Source organism: Candidatus Nitrosocosmicus sp. R (genome assembly GCF_054408505.1).
The window spans coordinates 932034-948041 of record NZ_CP167090.1; the positions used below are offsets into that span (position 1 = coordinate 932034).

16 protein-coding genes are annotated in these 16008 nt (G+C 34.0%); 9 read left to right on the forward strand and 7 right to left on the reverse strand.

The annotated features are described in order from the left end of the window. Positions 1–602: 602 nt before the first annotated feature. Entirely contained in the window at positions 603–2717 is a 2115-nt protein-coding gene (locus AAGU22_RS04800) for a tetratricopeptide repeat protein (RefSeq protein WP_458721091.1), read from the reverse strand. A 482-nt stretch (positions 2718–3199) separates the two neighbouring features. Between AAGU22_RS04800 and AAGU22_RS04805 the strand changes: the two genes are divergently transcribed. Continuing rightward, entirely contained in the window at positions 3200–4150 is a 951-nt protein-coding gene (locus AAGU22_RS04805; protein ID WP_458721092.1) for a cation diffusion facilitator family transporter, read from the forward strand. A gap of 734 nt (positions 4151–4884) precedes the next feature. Further along, positions 4885–5364, forward strand: coding sequence for a hypothetical protein (locus AAGU22_RS04810; protein WP_458721093.1), 480 nt, complete (start codon positions 4885–4887; stop codon positions 5362–5364). A 385-nt stretch (positions 5365–5749) separates the two neighbouring features. On the opposite strand, the gene AAGU22_RS04815 is transcribed toward AAGU22_RS04810, so the two are convergent. Further along, complete coding sequence (locus tag AAGU22_RS04815) at positions 5750–5965, reverse strand: hypothetical protein (RefSeq protein WP_458721094.1); 216 nt, start codon at positions 5963–5965, stop codon at positions 5750–5752. 110 nt (positions 5966–6075) lie between these two features. Continuing rightward, positions 6076–6657 (reverse strand): MarR family transcriptional regulator, encoded by a 582-nt coding sequence (locus AAGU22_RS04820; RefSeq protein WP_458721095.1) that lies wholly within the window; start codon positions 6655–6657, stop codon positions 6076–6078. Positions 6658–7600: 943 nt separating this feature from the next. On the opposite strand from AAGU22_RS04820, the gene AAGU22_RS04825 reads away from it, so the two are divergent. Together AAGU22_RS04825 and AAGU22_RS04830 are read left to right on the forward strand one after the other, a co-directional pair. Further along, complete coding sequence (locus AAGU22_RS04825) at positions 7601–7873, forward strand: hypothetical protein (RefSeq protein WP_458721096.1); 273 nt, start codon at positions 7601–7603, stop codon at positions 7871–7873. 379 nt (positions 7874–8252) lie between these two features. Then, a complete protein-coding gene (locus tag AAGU22_RS04830) occupies positions 8253–8630 on the forward strand; it encodes a cupredoxin domain-containing protein (RefSeq protein ID WP_458721097.1) in 378 nt (125 codons plus the stop codon). Positions 8631–8941: 311 nt separating this feature from the next. Here AAGU22_RS04830 and AAGU22_RS04835 read toward each other — a convergent pair whose 3' ends face one another. Continuing rightward, positions 8942–9541, reverse strand: coding sequence for a MarR family transcriptional regulator (locus tag AAGU22_RS04835; protein WP_458721098.1), 600 nt, complete (start codon positions 9539–9541; stop codon positions 8942–8944). A gap of 102 nt (positions 9542–9643) precedes the next feature. Next, positions 9644–9850: a hypothetical protein gene (locus tag AAGU22_RS04840; RefSeq protein WP_458721099.1), complete on the reverse strand. Its 207-nt coding sequence runs from the start codon at positions 9848–9850 to the stop codon at positions 9644–9646. Between the two features lie 319 nt (positions 9851–10169). On the opposite strand from AAGU22_RS04840, the gene AAGU22_RS04845 reads away from it, so the two are divergent. From AAGU22_RS04845 to AAGU22_RS04865, 5 genes are all read left to right on the forward strand, one after another. Next, entirely contained in the window at positions 10170–10319 is a 150-nt protein-coding gene (locus tag AAGU22_RS04845) for a hypothetical protein (RefSeq protein WP_458721100.1), read from the forward strand. A gap of 20 nt (positions 10320–10339) precedes the next feature. Beyond that, positions 10340–10891 carry a hypothetical protein gene (locus tag AAGU22_RS04850; protein ID WP_458721101.1) on the forward strand — a complete coding sequence of 184 codons (552 nt, stop codon included), beginning with the start codon at positions 10340–10342 and terminating at the stop codon, positions 10889–10891. Between the two features lie 238 nt (positions 10892–11129). Beyond that, positions 11130–11339 carry a hypothetical protein gene (locus tag AAGU22_RS04855; RefSeq protein WP_458721102.1) on the forward strand — a complete coding sequence of 70 codons (210 nt, stop codon included), beginning with the start codon at positions 11130–11132 and terminating at the stop codon, positions 11337–11339. Between the two features lie 447 nt (positions 11340–11786). Continuing rightward, the gene (locus tag AAGU22_RS04860) at positions 11787–13205 is read left to right on the forward strand and encodes an MFS transporter (protein ID WP_458721103.1); all 1419 of its coding nucleotides are present in this window, start codon (positions 11787–11789) and stop codon (positions 13203–13205) included. 357 nt (positions 13206–13562) lie between these two features. Then, positions 13563–14432 carry a S1C family serine protease gene (locus tag AAGU22_RS04865; protein WP_458721104.1) on the forward strand — a complete coding sequence of 290 codons (870 nt, stop codon included), beginning with the start codon at positions 13563–13565 and terminating at the stop codon, positions 14430–14432. Between the two features lie 235 nt (positions 14433–14667). Here the strand turns inward: AAGU22_RS04865 and AAGU22_RS04870 are convergent, their stop codons facing one another. Beyond that, complete coding sequence (locus AAGU22_RS04870; protein WP_458721105.1) at positions 14668–15273, reverse strand: nitroreductase family protein; 606 nt, start codon at positions 15271–15273, stop codon at positions 14668–14670. Positions 15274–15383: 110 nt separating this feature from the next. Then, complete coding sequence (locus AAGU22_RS04875; protein WP_458721106.1) at positions 15384–15842, reverse strand: hypothetical protein; 459 nt, start codon at positions 15840–15842, stop codon at positions 15384–15386. Between the last annotated feature and the right edge of the window lie 166 nt (positions 15843–16008).

Here is a 16008-nt window from a genome sequence, read left to right on the forward strand (position 1 = left end):
ATGACCTTTATATTTGGTATCTCGTAAATCTAGCAACCCAGATGATACAATATCTAGTAGGCTTTCTGGAGATTTCTATGTCATGGGGAGTTCTGAATTATCTAATCTTATCATATCTTTATGGATAACGTGAATTTGCAAATGATGTCGAAAGTATAATTAAGAGTAATATTTGCAGAAAACTGTTATACCATCAGGATAACCCAAATCATACTTATGGGTACCCCAAACCGCATAGCAGAAGATAAAGACGATGGTGATTCTTTGAGTTTAGGGTAGGTCCTTCTGTGACCCACTCTCGGAAATCATAACTTAATTTATCATCGATTAACAAATTTGAAAAGAATTGCCTGTGGGGATTCCAAATACCTCATCTAGAAACCTGGTGTTATCGATTGTTACTAAATTTGTACAATATCCATGTAGTTTATGGAAAAGAATTGGTGATTAGGCAGAATCATTGATTTTAATTAATTAATGCATTTTTATATGCTAACTGTGCTAATGTTAATCTTACAAAGTGTACTTTATTGAATCATATTTCCATGCAATTAATAGTCTAAGGATAACCTCATTTTTTAGGTATTCGTGTTACCACCTTGCTACTCGTTTGCTAACTTAGATAAGATCTTGTTGACCCCTGTACTCTTGCCTAATTTTTCTTGAGCCAAATGTTTGTTATGTTTTGCCTGAACGTTTTTAGGATCTATTTTTAATGTCTTGTCATACCACTCTATAGCTTCGCCGTATCTACCTAGGTTAAATAGAGATGCACCTTTATTGAATGTGGCATTAACATGTTCTGGATGTATTTTTAGAGCCTTGTCATACCACTCTATAGCCTCACTATATTTACCTAATTCGTCAAGTGCTGAGCCCTTATTGTTTAAAGCGTTTACGTGTTTAGGATCTATTTTAAGCGCCTTGTCATACCACTCTATAGCCTCACTATATTTACCTAATTCGTCAAGTGCTACTCCTTTGTTGTTTAGAACGTTAGCATTTTGCGGTTTTAGCTTTAGCGCCTGGTCAAAGTATTCTATAGCCTTACTGTATCTTCCTAGAGTATAGTACACCCAACCTTTGTTGTTTAAAGCGTTTACGTGTTTAGGATCTATTTTAAGCGCCTTGTCATACCAGTCTATAGCCTCGTTATATCTTCCAAGACTATGTAGAGCCCTGCCCTTATTGTTTAGAGAATCAGCATCATTTGGTGCTAGCTTTAGCGCCTTGTCATACCACTCTATAGCCTCACTGTACCTTCCGAGGCTGTAGAATGCTGCGCCTTTGTTATTTAGAGATATTGTATATGTTGATTTTATCTCCAAAGCCTTGTCATACCACTCTATAGCCTCGATGTATCTTCCTAATTCATCAAAAGCTGCACCTTTGTTGTTTAAAGCGTTTACGTGTTTAGGATCTATTTTAAGCGCCTTGTCATACCAGTCTATAGCCTCGTTATATCTTCCAAGACTATGTAGAGCCCTGCCCTTGTTGTTTAAAGCGTTTACGTTTTTAGGATCTACCGCCAAAGCCTTGTCATACCACTCTATAGCCTCGATGAACCTCCCTAATTTATCAAATGCTGATCCCTTGTTGTTTAAAGCGTTTACGTTTTTAGGATCTACCGCCAAAGCCTTGTCATACCAGTCTATAGCCTCGTAATATCTTCCGAGACTGTATCGCGCCTTGCCCTGGTTGTTTAAAGAAATCGCATCTTCGGGCTCTATTTTAAGCGCCTCATTAAACCACTCTATAGCCTCGTCATATCTTCCTAGAGTATAGTAAACCCAACCTTTGTTGTTTAAAGCATTTGCGTGATTAGGATATATTTTTAGAGTCCTGTCAAAGTATTCTATAGCCTCACTGTATCTTTCATGCTTATAAAGCCCAGTACCTTTATTGTTTAAGGCGTTTACGTAATTGGGATTTATCTGCAGAGCCCGGTCAAAGTATTCTATAGCATCACCATATCTTTCAAGCTTATACAAGATTTCACCTTTATTGTTTAGAGCGTTTACATGGGTAGGATGTATTTTAAGCGCCTTGTCATACCAGTCTATAGCCTCACTGTATCTACCTACCTTATTTAATGTAAATGCTTTATTGAGAATCGCCTCAAAATAAAGTGCATCCAGTTGTAGAATCTTGTCATAGCATTCAAGGGCGTAATCATACCTGCCCAAATAGAAAAATTGGTTACCCATCAATATTAGATTCTTTAGCTCCAAGTCGTGTTTAGAAAATTGTAATTCTCCTATCTTTATATCGATTATTCTGGTTTTGCATTCTGTCTCAATTTTTTCTACTTCAGTCAATACTTTTTGACATAGTTTGGCTAGTGCAATAGAAGAGTCCTGTAATTCTTGAGCCTTGCTTTCATGCTTTTGAAAGTTATCCGCTAATAGTTGGTACAATAGGTTAGATTTATGAGATAATCTTTGAAATAAATCTGAAATCTGGACTGACGCATCTGCTTTATCATCAAAAATAATTGTGTTATCATTCACCGTATAATTTAGTAATTGATCATCGAAAATTGCTGTCCCAGAAGTAGAAGTATCATTTGTATCCCTATTAGATTCAGCGGAGGAGATATTACCAGTTTCATTTGTATTGTTCTGATCATTAGGTGGTCTCAGATCGATTCCACAGCCGGGACAAATAGTCTCAGCATCCGATTCAAGAGAATAACCACATTGATGACAGGATGACATTAATATCCTTATGTTCTCTATGTATAAAAGATAATTGCAAAAGTTTACTATTAAAAATTCAGAATTAGAGCGCTGAGAACGATAAAACAAGAAAAAAGTTTCATTAGTTACTCCAAGTGGACATAGCATCTGCAAAATCAAACCACATTACAATAACCAAAAATCCATTTAATTCGCAATAATCGCCCCATTATCCACGCTAAAGTATATTTGAGTACAACTTTTGAAATAGAAATCCTTGTCATTCTGTTTCAGTACAAGAACTAGATTACCCTGTTCACAAATACGCTATTAAGAAAAATCATTATTTGAAATAACTGTGTACATCAGATAATTTACAATAATGGTTCCGATTTAGGACTCTTAAAAGAATTCTGACATAATCAAATGAATATTAGTCAATATTTACAAAAAACTAAAGGTAACCAAAATTCAAAATCATTTAGGTCAATTTTAATAATAACTCTATAGAAAGCAGAGTAATGGGAGGGGGAGGTGACTCAAAGAAGGCAATCTATGCTGCATTATTTGGTAATTTGGCAATTGCCATATCAAAGCTATTTGCAGCGTTATTTACAGGGAGTAGCTCTATGTGGGCTGAAACATACCATTCATTCTCGGATACTTTCAATCAGGTGCTACTTTTGGTGGGTGTGAAGACAAGCAAGAAGGAAGCAAATGAAAAGTATCCATTTGGATTTGGCAAGGAACAATACTTTTGGTCGTTTGTTGTAGCACTACTTATTTTTGGTGTATCAGGAGTTTTATCTCTAGAACATGGAATAAGTTATTTTTTAAGTGAGAATGATACTCATGAAATAAAAAATACATTAATAAATTATGTGATTTTGGCGATAGCCTTTGTCTTTGAAGCATATTCACTTAGAGTAGCCTATGGAATATTTAAAAAGAGGATAGAAGAAAGGGGTGATAAATTAAGTTTAAAAGTTTTTTTTACCGATCTAAAAGAAAATAAAGATACTGTTATTATAACGGTACTTGTAGAAGATTCCGCTGCTCTTTTAGGAATAATAATTGCAGCAGTTGCATTGGCCCTTGCTGATCTTACTGGAAATCCTGCATACGACGCTATAGGCTCCCTCTTAATTGGGATATTGTTAATGAGTTTTGCAATATTTTTGGCCAAGGAGAACCGAGGTATGCTTATAGGTGAAGCAATGTCCAAACAAGATTTAAAAAAGATATATGATGCAGTATCTAATATCTCCGAAGTAGAGAAAATAAATTCAGTTCGTACTATGCATCTTGCACCCGAAGATGTCCTAATTGCAATTGAAGTATATTTGATTGAGAATTTGAATACTGTCACAATCGAGTCCGTTATTGACGATATTGAAAACAAGATCAGGGAGGCCATTCCTTACGCTAACCAATCAAAAATATACGTAGAGATAGCACAAGAGAATAGTTAAAAACCGGTAACTACTATTTAGATCAGGATGTATTCTCATATCTTTACATCTAACAGACATTTTCGATTAAATTGAACACCATCCAGCAATACAAAATTTAAATCAATTATATCATTGCATTAATTCGTTAGTAACAGAAACTTTCTACGAAATCTGTATATTTCAGTTACTCCATAACCAATATAGAATTTTACAACATGTTTTAAAACCTAATCAAGCAAATAATGATGATTTTGTCGATTCCAGAGTCTAAGTGGTTGGAAATTGATTACGATTATTGATTAGGAAAATATTTGTTATTTGGCATAAACAGGTAATTTAGGTTTCCTTTTTCTACGATCATTAAAATTCAATATTGATGTGATCTTGAGCTAAAAACCTATTTTTGTAATTGTAATCCATTTAGATCTTATTATTTTTTCATTTTTCATATGTTTCCGATCCTGATAAAACTGATTAGATAGTGTGTCAAAAGAAAGAGGTTATTATTATTGTACCCCTGCGCTGTGTTATCTCATTCATTTTCTTGGTTTCAGAATTACAAGTTATTTCTCAAACTCGATGGGAGTTGCGGGATATTATCTGAAAGTTCTTCCCTATGAATATAATCGATTAATTACTTGAGAAAAATCAACGACCGTCTTCTTAATATAATAGTTCTACGTATAAAGAGTATTCAGCAACAAATGAATATGAAATTGCAAGATTTTATATGCTTTCTTTACAATAATAAAATGATAAATATACACAATCTTTTGAAAGATAATGAAAATGGATATATAAATCGATTAAAATTACAGAAATATGTATTTTTAGCACAAACCTCTTTACAAAATGACTTTGGCTATGAGTATAATATTTATAGAAATGGTCCATATTCGCCAGACCTAGCAAATTATTGTTATGAAGGATTAGATCTTAGTAGAATATCGTCTGACATCAACGAGAAGAGGTGGACAGATAACTCGGCTTTTACCGACAGATTTTTGACTCTGTTTAAAGACAAGGAGCCGGAGTGGTTAGAGGTAGCGGCTACTCTGATAGATAGTACTAATTATTGTGAAAATGAACAAGAGTCTCTGAACAAAGTATACACTATTAAATCAATGTTTAGTAGAGATTACATTGATAATATCTGGAATGAATTAAAAGATAAAAGTCTACTTCATTACGAATCCGACCTCAAATCAAAAAACTTTCTCTCCATATTCTAATTATTTTAATTCAAAATAGCGGGTTTACTACAACAAAGTTTTAGATTATTTAAAGAAGTGATCACAGAATTCAAAAATATTTACTTTTTTCTTCTGCATACTAATGATGACTAACGTAGATAGCCTGTTAATTGGATTTCACTTTCTTCCTAAACATTCTACAATTCCTATTTTTACAAGCTAGTGCCCATCTTTGGGATCTGATTTATCATATTCGTAAAATACAAGCATATTTGTTAATCCCAAATCTAATATGTAAACTGGTATTCTTTTGATTGTCAATTGCTGGAAATGAAACCCTTGAATAAAATGTAGCGTTGAGCTCTTTAATTATGATGCTAAGAGCATCTAGAGCATATAGGTATGCATATGTGATACCTGTCCTTTAGACAATCTTATTTGTGCGTATGAATTCTCTTAAAGCAGATGACTCTTCCTTATATGCCTTAATCGTGTAAACTTTCCCATCTGGACATTTTAGTGATACCCTTACTATGGTGGTCTCTATATCTGAAGCATACACTGGTGGTTCTATCTTTTCTATTTTGCAATCAGCAGCAAGTAATTTCTTTAATTCGGAAATACTCTTAAATTCTGACAAGAAAAATCACATACTATTATTAATTACTAATTTATAAAAAGTGCTTTGGATGCGTTGATTAAATCTACGAGAACAGGTAAATTGTAATCGTATTATTTTTTATATTGGTACTAGAAGGAATCAAATCCCCCAGTATCCATTCCACCAACGTCCATATCGCTGTAATCACCTGTTTCGCCTGTATCAGATGCCGATCCTGAATCATCAGCTCCCGATCCTCCTGATTCGGCTGCTTGTGCATCACTCTGAGTACTCTCAGATGGATTCATTGACATTCCCATAAAAGACATCATAGAAGTAAACATTACTGCGTTTAATAGCCCAGAAAATAGCATCATCGGCATCCACATTCTGTTATCATTCATATAACTTTGCATTTGACCCTTATTGCCGGTTTCATAGAGTTGTTGGAGATATTTGGATTTATTGACCAGTTCTTGTTTTTTTGATTCCAGTATTTTGAATCCTGTTTCGGTAACAAAAACTTCAATTTTCTTGTTACCAAAAAAGCCTTTTTTTGTCTGTTTGATGATTAGTTTTTGGGTTTGTAGATCATTTACAATCAATTCTACTTCATCTTTGGATAACTTTGTAAGCTTGGCTATGTCGTCTATCTTTTTCATACCCCTAGAGATTGCGTCTAATACCATGAAATGATTCGGACTTTGACTAAATCCATTATCTGGAGACATGTATGTGTATAAGGAAGAAATTATTTAAGTCTTAAATGGCTAATTACGATTTTCTAATGATAAAGACGAATCAAGTCATTGAATGAACTAGATAATACGAACAAAAACATTATCTTCGAGCATTTATACTTTAAATACTCGGCGCTTTTGTAATTTTGTAACCCCAACAAGAATCATTCAAATCTGTAATATAATTTTAAAAAGCCAATGCCTAATTTGACAAGCCTAGTAAGAAAGCATACTCGGTTACTTTTATCTGAATAAATTCATTGTAAAGCCATGATGCATTGACTTTGCCTCTTTTCTATATTTATTCCCTTTATTTACCCCTTTTCTAAGAGATTGAAAAAACAGAAAGTTGAGAAATGTGTAGCTTCTCAAATCTAATCATTTTAGTCCTATCATTTGTTTCCAATTATTATAGGTATTAAATACAATTTTTCTTCAATTAAAAATAGTAATGATATATATTCTACTGTAAAAAGAATTTCAAATTCAAATTTATTTTTGTGATACCTTACAAGAGATAGAGATTGGACTATGCTTCTGGTAACGATCATTCCTTTATTCAATAGTTTTGCATCATAAGATTTTTTTTGAGATAGGTCTTATAACCCATTTTCAACTGTTTCACAGCAAAGTATAGCTCTTTGCAAAAACTCAAAATGCTAATCACGATGAGAAACAATCATTCATTCATTTAATTATGAGAATTCGTGGGTAGTATTGGTAGTAACCACACTGTCATAGAGACAGCTAAAAAATTCATTCTTTGTAATCTATCTTAATAAAACAACAATTATTGTTAGATAAAGTAATTTGTAAATTTTTGACTATATTAAAAAAGCGCAGTCTTGTTATTTAATATTATTCTGGCAAATAAATTTAGTATCAAGTATCTAAGCTATAATATAGTTAATTTTAACTAAATAGAATGATTATATTGAGTAACATAACAAGAATACATAAGATAAGAATTATTTTTGCGACGCTACTTGGGGTTTCTATGATTGCATCACTTGCTACATTTGATTACATGATGGTTCAAGCATCTAGTGGGAAAAATGACAATGCAGGGCAGCAAGTTGATAAGCAAGGCCAATGGGTTAGCCAGGGAGCACAATGTGTATCTGGAGAGGATGTTCGGTTTGCATGTAATAACGTTGGAATTCAATCACAAGAACAAAGAGGCCATTTGGCAGCAGGTCAGCAGTGACCTTTTTTTGATATACTAATCAAGCGTTCATAAATGTGCTTTCTTTATGATAGTTTCTTGGTTCTAGTTACTTTATTTGTAATTCAACTTTTTGAATTATTTTAGATTATATTAAATGAAGTTCCTCAAAGCCAAAAATATGACTGGGCCAGGGGTCTTTCAGAAGGATAAGTTTGGGACGAGTAATCTCGTATTAATATATTGATAATATTACAACTTATAGAACTAAAAGAATAGATACGCTACATATCCATAAAATCATTTAGGTGTAAATTTGTCCCAAATTAATCTATCAGATGTTTAGGATCAACCATACATAGCCGAGTGTTAACTACCAGAATGTAAATATGATAAGAATGGTTTTGCTATTCATATTTTTTTGCTCCTTCTTCTCAGTTATTATGGGGTAGTATGGAGTATTCAAGACAGCAATTCTACAATCACAATAAATCCTGGAGCTACAAATAGCGCTAGTCAAAATCCAATAGCTCCTAGAAATACAACTGTGTCAGAGGAATCCACTATTATTTGGCTTAATAATGATTCCACTCCACGTCTAATAGTATCTGGAATGCCAGATCAAGGTCCATCAAACGTGTTTTATGGAGATTATATTTGTGCCGGTGAATCATACAATATAACCTTAGATAATGCTGGAGTTTACAACTATTACGATCCCAATTGGAGTCATATTAAAGGTCAAATAACTTTAGTACCAAACAACGAAACAGATGTGGAAAATAATGAAGGGGGCTAAGAAAGTAATTATTGGTCATGGTACTACTTGGTAGTACCAATTAATCATCATTTGAATTATTTCCATAACATATTCGATCAAGCCAGTGTATTGATAATTCATCTCGATTCTAAGAGCAAATGACATATCATCGGCAATAGGGTAAATCAACTAACTCGTTTATCTTCTATAGTGATTCAAAGTGGGTGAGGAATCACTCAATTCAAATCAAAAATTCCTCTGCAGGACAGGATGTAGTAACAGCCGATTATTCATAAAAATAGATTTTGGCTGTGACCTAAAAAAAATAATCGTTATTGAATTATCTAGTTCTAGAATGAATCAAATCCTCCGGTATCCATTCCGCTATCAGCACCCATATCGCTAAAACCACCTGTGTCACCTGTATCTGATGCACCTGTATCCGATGCGGCTCCTGAATCTTCAGCCCCAGCTCCCCCTGAATCATCTACTTGCCCTTCAGTTTGAGCACTTTCCGCTGGGTTCATTGCCATTCCCATAAAGGCCATCATAGATCCAAACATTACCATACTCATTAGCCCAGAAAATAACATCATCGGCATCCAGCTCCTATTATCGTCCATCATGCTCTGCATTTGACCCCTATTACCGGTTTCATAGAGTTGTTGAAGCCTTTGAGATGTATGTGACAGTTCCTGTTTTTTTGAATCTAGCAGTTTCATGCCTGTTTCTGAAATATGAAACTCAGTTTTCTTGTTGCCAAAAAAACCCTTCTTAACTACTGCGTTAATCAATTTCTGATTTCTTAGGTCATTTACTATCAATTCTACTTCATCTTTGGATAACTTTGTAACTTTGGCAATGCTGTCTATCTTTTTCATACCCCTAGAGATTGCGTCTAATACCATGAAATGATTCGGACTTTGACTAAAATTATTATTTGAAGACATAATTATTTATGAACAAATAATTATTTAAACTATAGATGTTTCATGTTTGAATTTTATATCTATCTTGAGAAACGATGTATAAGATCCAAGTTGATGTTTATATTATCTATATTCAGCTGGAGCAGTCGCATTAGACAGGTTAGTACCTAAATTCGATGTCAAATTGCCAGTTAGGCCTGGTTCGATTCCTGCTCCTGTTTGGTTATTGTCAATTGGCTGTTCTAATGCTAATGCGGGGGCAAGATTTCCGCCAAACGTAGTGATAGATACAATAACTCCTATCAATGTAAAAACATTCAAAATCCTCATAGAATTATAGGATCAGCATATTATATAACATACATACTCCTATTATCTTCATTTTTTGTAAACCCCTCCTATGATATGATCTGAGGATTTCATATGAGAAATTCTAGTGCTTTGCGATGTCCCCTGCGCTCCTCTAATAATTATTGTCCATAAATGTACATTTTTTATTTCGTTGTACTCATACGAGCTAGAATATTGTTTGCAAATAATTGCAATTGAAACTTAATGTTTAATTCTCTTCAACTAAACCTCCTTATATTGGGTTGTAAAGGACTGTGCGTAAGATACGATAGAGTTGGCGGAGGAAAAGAATCTGTTTATGCTTTGGGATATAAACGGTGCTCAGGATGCAGTCTATACATTAAATTCAGCGGTACCCGCTGTCCATGTTGTAATTATCCTCTGCGAACTAAAAAGAGAAATTAATAAGTCAAGTGCTGATCTAAACAAACAAAGGATATTATTATAATACTGGGAAAATTCTTTTGGATGCATGACATTGGTAATTCGAGTTCGGGCGAATCCAAAAAAACTGCTACCATGACGTTTAGGATCGACGAAAATGTATTAAATGTCTTGAGGGCCGAATCGGATAGAAGTCAAATTACCTTAAACAGTCTAGTAAACCAGCTCCTCAAACGCTATGTTGACTGGGATATGTTCGAACCAAAAGTTGGTATGATTCCAATAGCAAAGCCAATAGTGGTTGAATTATTCAAAAAGATGAGTAAGGAGGAGATATCGAATATGGCTGTGAATATCGGTAAGGATGTCGTTCATGACATCGCACTTTTTATGAAGAACCGTATGGACCTTGAATCATTTCTTTCATGGTTTGAAACAAGAATGGCTAGTTCATTGACTGAAACTAATCACACGGTGCAAGATGGTTATAATGTCTACGTTTTAAAGCATGAACTTGGGGAAAATTGGTCATTATATCATAAAATTATATTAGAATTAATGTTCAATGAAATATTCAATATGAAAGTAGATATTACGATAAGTAGTACAACAATTAGATTCAAGTTTAGAAGTTAAATAGCCAAAACCGCCAACCATTTTAATGTTTTCTGATAATCAACTTTATGATATTTGTAGGTTATATCATATCTGACAATATCGCTGATCATCCCGTCTTAATTAGCGAATTCAAAGAATTTATAGAAAACAAGCGAATAATGAATCGATCTCAAGCTCCAGATCCAGTAACGATACTGACATTTTGAAATTGAATCTAATATGCGATGTTCACAATAAGTATACTTTACGGTGGAGTATGTGTTCTTATGAAGCTTGGAATTCGCTTCCAATCATCTTGTTGTTTTGTAAATCCTCATTTCTTGCAAAAAACCAAGGAATCTGTCAATCACAAGACTTATCAAAGGAGAGGAGGACTTTCTGGTACGATTCAGTAGGATCATGTAACAACTTGAACTTCCAAAACCAAGATAATGGTGGGAACAATGTAGTAGGACAACTAGATTAACCACCAAATTAACCACATTTTTTTATTTTTTTCTGAATTATTAATTCAAAGGATACAATTCCATATATCCATGCCATTTCTAATGGAATGAAAGGTTGTCGGTAACAATTAGATGGAAATCTGTTGAAATATTAGTAATTAATAAATAATTATTACTTGCTTATCAAAAAGATATACTAATTGATCTTTAGTATCTTAGCTTATTTAAAAAACCTAATCGTTGTCAAATGGGAAAAAACTTTTGATGTCAAAATGCCAATACGATTGGTTGTTTGATCTGCGTTCAATACGTTTGAACAATTCTGATTTCTGGCTCTAATTTCTAAAAAGAGTCTATTCCTTCAGAAAAGAGGGTTATTCTTTTGTTTTTCGCCTACTCAACGAAATGTTCATCCTTTATTGTGAAGCATTTGTATAGGATGGTTTAGCTATCATATTTAAGGAAATTTGAATTACAAATGGTTAGCATTAAGTAATACTACTATTGGTACCCTCATGGCATCTCTTGATAGGAATATAATAATAATAGCTCTTCCTTCAATTGCCAGCGAATTGCACACCTCTCTTATTACACTCGTCTGGATAGCAATTGGGTATTGGGTAGTAACGGCTTCAATGTTATTGACCTTTGGTAGACTTGCTGATATGTTTGGGAGAGTCAAATTGTATAATCTAGGATTTGCATTGTTTACAATTGGCTCTGGACTTTGTTGTGTGTCTCAAACGGGAGAACAATTGATTGTTTTTCGGATTATCCAGGCATTTGGAGCCGCTTTTATTTTTTCTAACAGCTCCGCCATTCTCTCGGACTCATTCCCAGAGTCTGAAAGGGGAAAAGCTTTGGGAATAAATCAAATATCTATTGTAGTAGGGTCAATCATGGGCTTAGTCATCGGTGGGGGTTTAACGTCATATTTTGGTTGGAGATCTATATTCTGGATAAATATTCCTATAGGAATATTTGCTACGTTATGGGCATTCTCAAAACTAAAAGAATTAGGAACAATAAAAAAGGAAAAAATTGACTGGCTGGGAAATTTGTTGTTTGCTGGGGGATTGGTAGTCCTGTTGGTTGGAATCACTTTCGGTTCTTTTCATCTTTTAAACATATTTGAAATTACCTTGTTTATATCGGGTGGGATCTCTTTGTTAGTACTATTTTATATTAATGAGAAAAAAGTGAGTTTCCCAATGATGGACCTCACCTTATTTAGGCTTAGACTCTTTACCAGTAGTAATATTGCGATTTTCTTTAATTCTCTTGCTCGTGGAGCCTTCACTTTCGTGATGGTATTTTACCTTCAGGGACCAACGATGCTCCTAAACCCATTAGATTCGGGCATTTATCTGATTCCAGTTTCCATTTCATTGGCGATAGTTGCTCCAATAACCGGTTGGTTTTTTGATAAATATAAGTCTCAAATTATCTCTCAGACAGGATTGATAATTTCTGCGATAGGTTTTATTTTGTTGACTGCTATGGGTTCAAAGATTTCATCCGTAGATGCTATACTGCCACTTGCACTCATAGGAGCAGGAATGGGTATATTTACGTCACCTAATCGAGCCACTATAATGAATTCAGTACCTCCAAATAGAAGAGGGGTAGCAGCCGGTATAAGCACTACACTGGTTATGACGGGAAGTGCGTTTAGTATCGGATTGGTCTTTTTGATATTTTCCACTTTGCTACCCTCGGAGTCTGTCGATGTCATCTTTTCAGGTTCTACTGACTATGCAAGTCATAATTCAATTCAATTCAATGACACCAACATAGACAAATTTATTTTATCTATTCACGTAATATTCATAGTTTCTGCTCTATTGATGATATCTTCAGTATTGATTCAGCGTAAAATGAAATGAGCGAATCTTGGGCATAACTTGTTTCTTTTTCATTCATTTTAGGATGGATATAGCCTTGTGCGCTCATATTTTCTAGATTAACGATTATTAGTAACCTATTCTAATTAGATCTAACTATACTATTTATATTAGACGACATCCATTAATCTAATTAGTGATAAAAAGATTATCATCAAAAACAAATGAGAATTTGCAGATCTATTTGTTAAAACCTTCTTGCTTTTCTGATGCACCGGTTATTTCCCACTGGTTATCATTAAAGGAGGAGTTTTCTAAATAATACCATTTGATGAAAACATAATCATAAATGCAGTTGAGAAAGTCAACAAAGATGTAGTAAATATAGCCAGCGTAAGAATGGTCAAAGATCAATTATTACGAATATTTCCTGTAGAAGGGGTCGGTTCGGGAGTAATAATAGATAAGAAAGGTTACATATTGACAAATAATCATGTCATTGAGAAGGCAAATAAGTTAAAAGTTACAACCACCGATGGAAACATTTATGACGGAATGGTAGTTGGAACAGACCCAATTACTGATTTAGCTATAATCAAGATCGAATCAAAAGATGCGTTATCTTACGCGGAATTAGGCAATTCAGATGAATTGAAAATAGGACAAATAGTAATTGCGATCGGGAATCCTTTTGGTTTGGACGGGGGTCCATCCGTTACCGCAGGAATTATTAGCTCTTTAAGCAGAAAATTGCAGTTTGAGCGAGGTATTATGGAGCTTGTTCAAACTGATGCATCGATCAATCCCGGTAATTCAGGGGGTCCGCTCATAAATACCAAAGGGCAAGTGATTGGAATAAATACTGCGAAAATGCCATATGCACAAGGTATAGGATTTGCAGTACCGATAAATGTTGCAAAGTTGATAATAAATGATTTAATAATGAATGGACGCGTTACCAATAGGCCATGGATAGGTATTTCCACAATAAAGATTACAACTGAATTGGCAAATACTTATAGACTACCAACCAACCAGGGATCTTTAATCGCAGAGGTACAAAGAGATGGTCCCGCTTACATTGCCGATTTGCGTAAGGGAGATATTATTGAATCAGTAGATGGGGTAAAAATAATTGATCCATATCAGATTTCTAACCATATCCGAAAAAGGAACATTAAAGACCTAATAATTATTCAAATCAATAGATATGGAAAAAAAATGGATAAAGAAATCCAATTAATGCCTCATCCCACAAATCTTAATTAAATAGTTCCTAGAGTGACGTTTTCTGGCTTGGCTGTAGCAAGACCAGACTAGACCATTTCTATTTTAGATACACATATGCCCATAACCATATTTTTGACATATTCTTCAGATGAATTTGTTCGATACTAGTAGGAGGTTCTTATTCATAGAGAGTTACTAGATTGCTATTGACCGATACTAAACATACTTCAAAATAAAACACAAAAGTTTGTCTTATCTATTGCTCATTTATCATCTAACATAAACCGTGCTCCAAGTCTTCTAAGAATGCTATTTTAGATAGTGGTTTTCTCTCCCTGGGTTTTGTATTTTTGACTTTGAATTTTTCTGGTAAGCTATCATTTGTACCTTGATATCCTATGGCTATCATAATTCCCACTTCATAATCGTCAGGTATCTTGAATACCTCTTTTGCTAACGTTATGTTAAATCCGCCCATCTCATGCATAATCAAACCTTGATTAAAACTTTCCAAGAACATATTCTCATTTGCAGCTCCTAGGTCATGAAAATAAAGTCTATTTGGATCTTGACTTTCTGTATAGGTTTTTTTTGTGATGGCGCAAATCAATATAGGTGCTTGTTTTGCAAATGAATTTGATTCAAGTAGCACAGATTGAGCCTCAAATAATTTACTGGGATTGTCACTAGTAAAAACAATGTAACGCCAGGGTTGTTCGTTTCTAGAAGATGGTGTCCACCTTGCTGCCTCTAGGATCGAAAAAAGTTTTGTTTTCTCCACCTTTCTTGTCGAAAATGCACGAGCACTCCATCTTTTTCTTAATAGATCATGAATAGGATAATCAGTTATCGCATGATTATCTATAATGCCCTTTTTCAAATTCGATCAATAAATAATCCATAATTCACTAATTAAAGTTCTTAACTGCCTACTGTTTGAAGGGTACTATGAATAGACCATGTTAAATCTCATGACCTAATTTTTCATTATTACTTTCTTGAAATTGTGGTTTTCCTTCTTTTATTATTTGTTAATTTTCTTACTTGTACTCCATCTTCTTCAATTTCTTGATCAGCTTGCTGGTTTCTTATGTTCAATTTTGCAACCCGGGGGGTGGCCATGGCAAATTGTACATGAAAACAAGTAGATGACTGACATAGCGAACAACGTAATTTTTCCTCATTAAAATGGATTTCCGTAACTTTATTTTCTTTAGAGTCTTTAATGTAAAGAGTGTCCCTAGTGCACCCCTCCTCTGACAAGAAAGGGGCATAGTGTCTCAAAAATTCATCCTTTTCTAGTATCTCATGTAGTAACTCGTTTACAAATCCCCCAAAGTGTTCATTAATATAGGGATTTCTTTCTCTTTCCCTCTTCCATTTACTTCTTAACTCCTTTACAATGTTAACTCTTAAAGTAATCAATTCAGCAGAATTTGATCTAGGCATCTTTCTAATCATGATACACGCAAGCAATATATAACTTTAATAATCAATGGAGTACAGTAAATACAGCATATTATGCAGTGTAGATAAGTTAGATTCCATACCTTTTTCTTTATATCTTGGTGTCTAAACAGATGAAATTAAATACCTAAAGATTTCTTTGTTAATA

What these genes read in the sequence shown, in the direction of transcription:
- AAGU22_RS04800 (WP_458721091.1), bottom strand. Translation starts at nt 2,717, where the DNA reads ATGTCATCCTGTCATCAATGTGGTTATTCTCTTGAATCGGATGCTGAG.
- AAGU22_RS04805 (WP_458721092.1), top strand. Translation starts at nt 3,200, where the DNA reads ATGGGAGGGGGAGGTGACTCAAAGAAGGCAATCTATGCTGCATTATTT.
- AAGU22_RS04810 (WP_458721093.1), top strand. Translation starts at nt 4,885, where the DNA reads ATGATAAATATACACAATCTTTTGAAAGATAATGAAAATGGATATATA.
- AAGU22_RS04820 (WP_458721095.1), bottom strand. Translation starts at nt 6,657, where the DNA reads ATGTCTCCAGATAATGGATTTAGTCAAAGTCCGAATCATTTCATGGTA.
- AAGU22_RS04835 (WP_458721098.1), bottom strand. Translation starts at nt 9,541, where the DNA reads ATGTCTTCAAATAATAATTTTAGTCAAAGTCCGAATCATTTCATGGTA.
- AAGU22_RS04840 (WP_458721099.1), bottom strand. Translation starts at nt 9,850, where the DNA reads ATGAGGATTTTGAATGTTTTTACATTGATAGGAGTTATTGTATCTATC.
- AAGU22_RS04845 (WP_458721100.1), top strand. Translation starts at nt 10,170, where the DNA reads ATGCTTTGGGATATAAACGGTGCTCAGGATGCAGTCTATACATTAAAT.
- AAGU22_RS04850 (WP_458721101.1), top strand. Translation starts at nt 10,340, where the DNA reads ATGCATGACATTGGTAATTCGAGTTCGGGCGAATCCAAAAAAACTGCT.
- AAGU22_RS04855 (WP_458721102.1), top strand. Translation starts at nt 11,130, where the DNA reads ATGTGTTCTTATGAAGCTTGGAATTCGCTTCCAATCATCTTGTTGTTT.
- AAGU22_RS04865 (WP_458721104.1), top strand. Translation starts at nt 13,563, where the DNA reads ATGGTCAAAGATCAATTATTACGAATATTTCCTGTAGAAGGGGTCGGT.
- AAGU22_RS04875 (WP_458721106.1), bottom strand. Translation starts at nt 15,842, where the DNA reads ATGCCTAGATCAAATTCTGCTGAATTGATTACTTTAAGAGTTAACATT.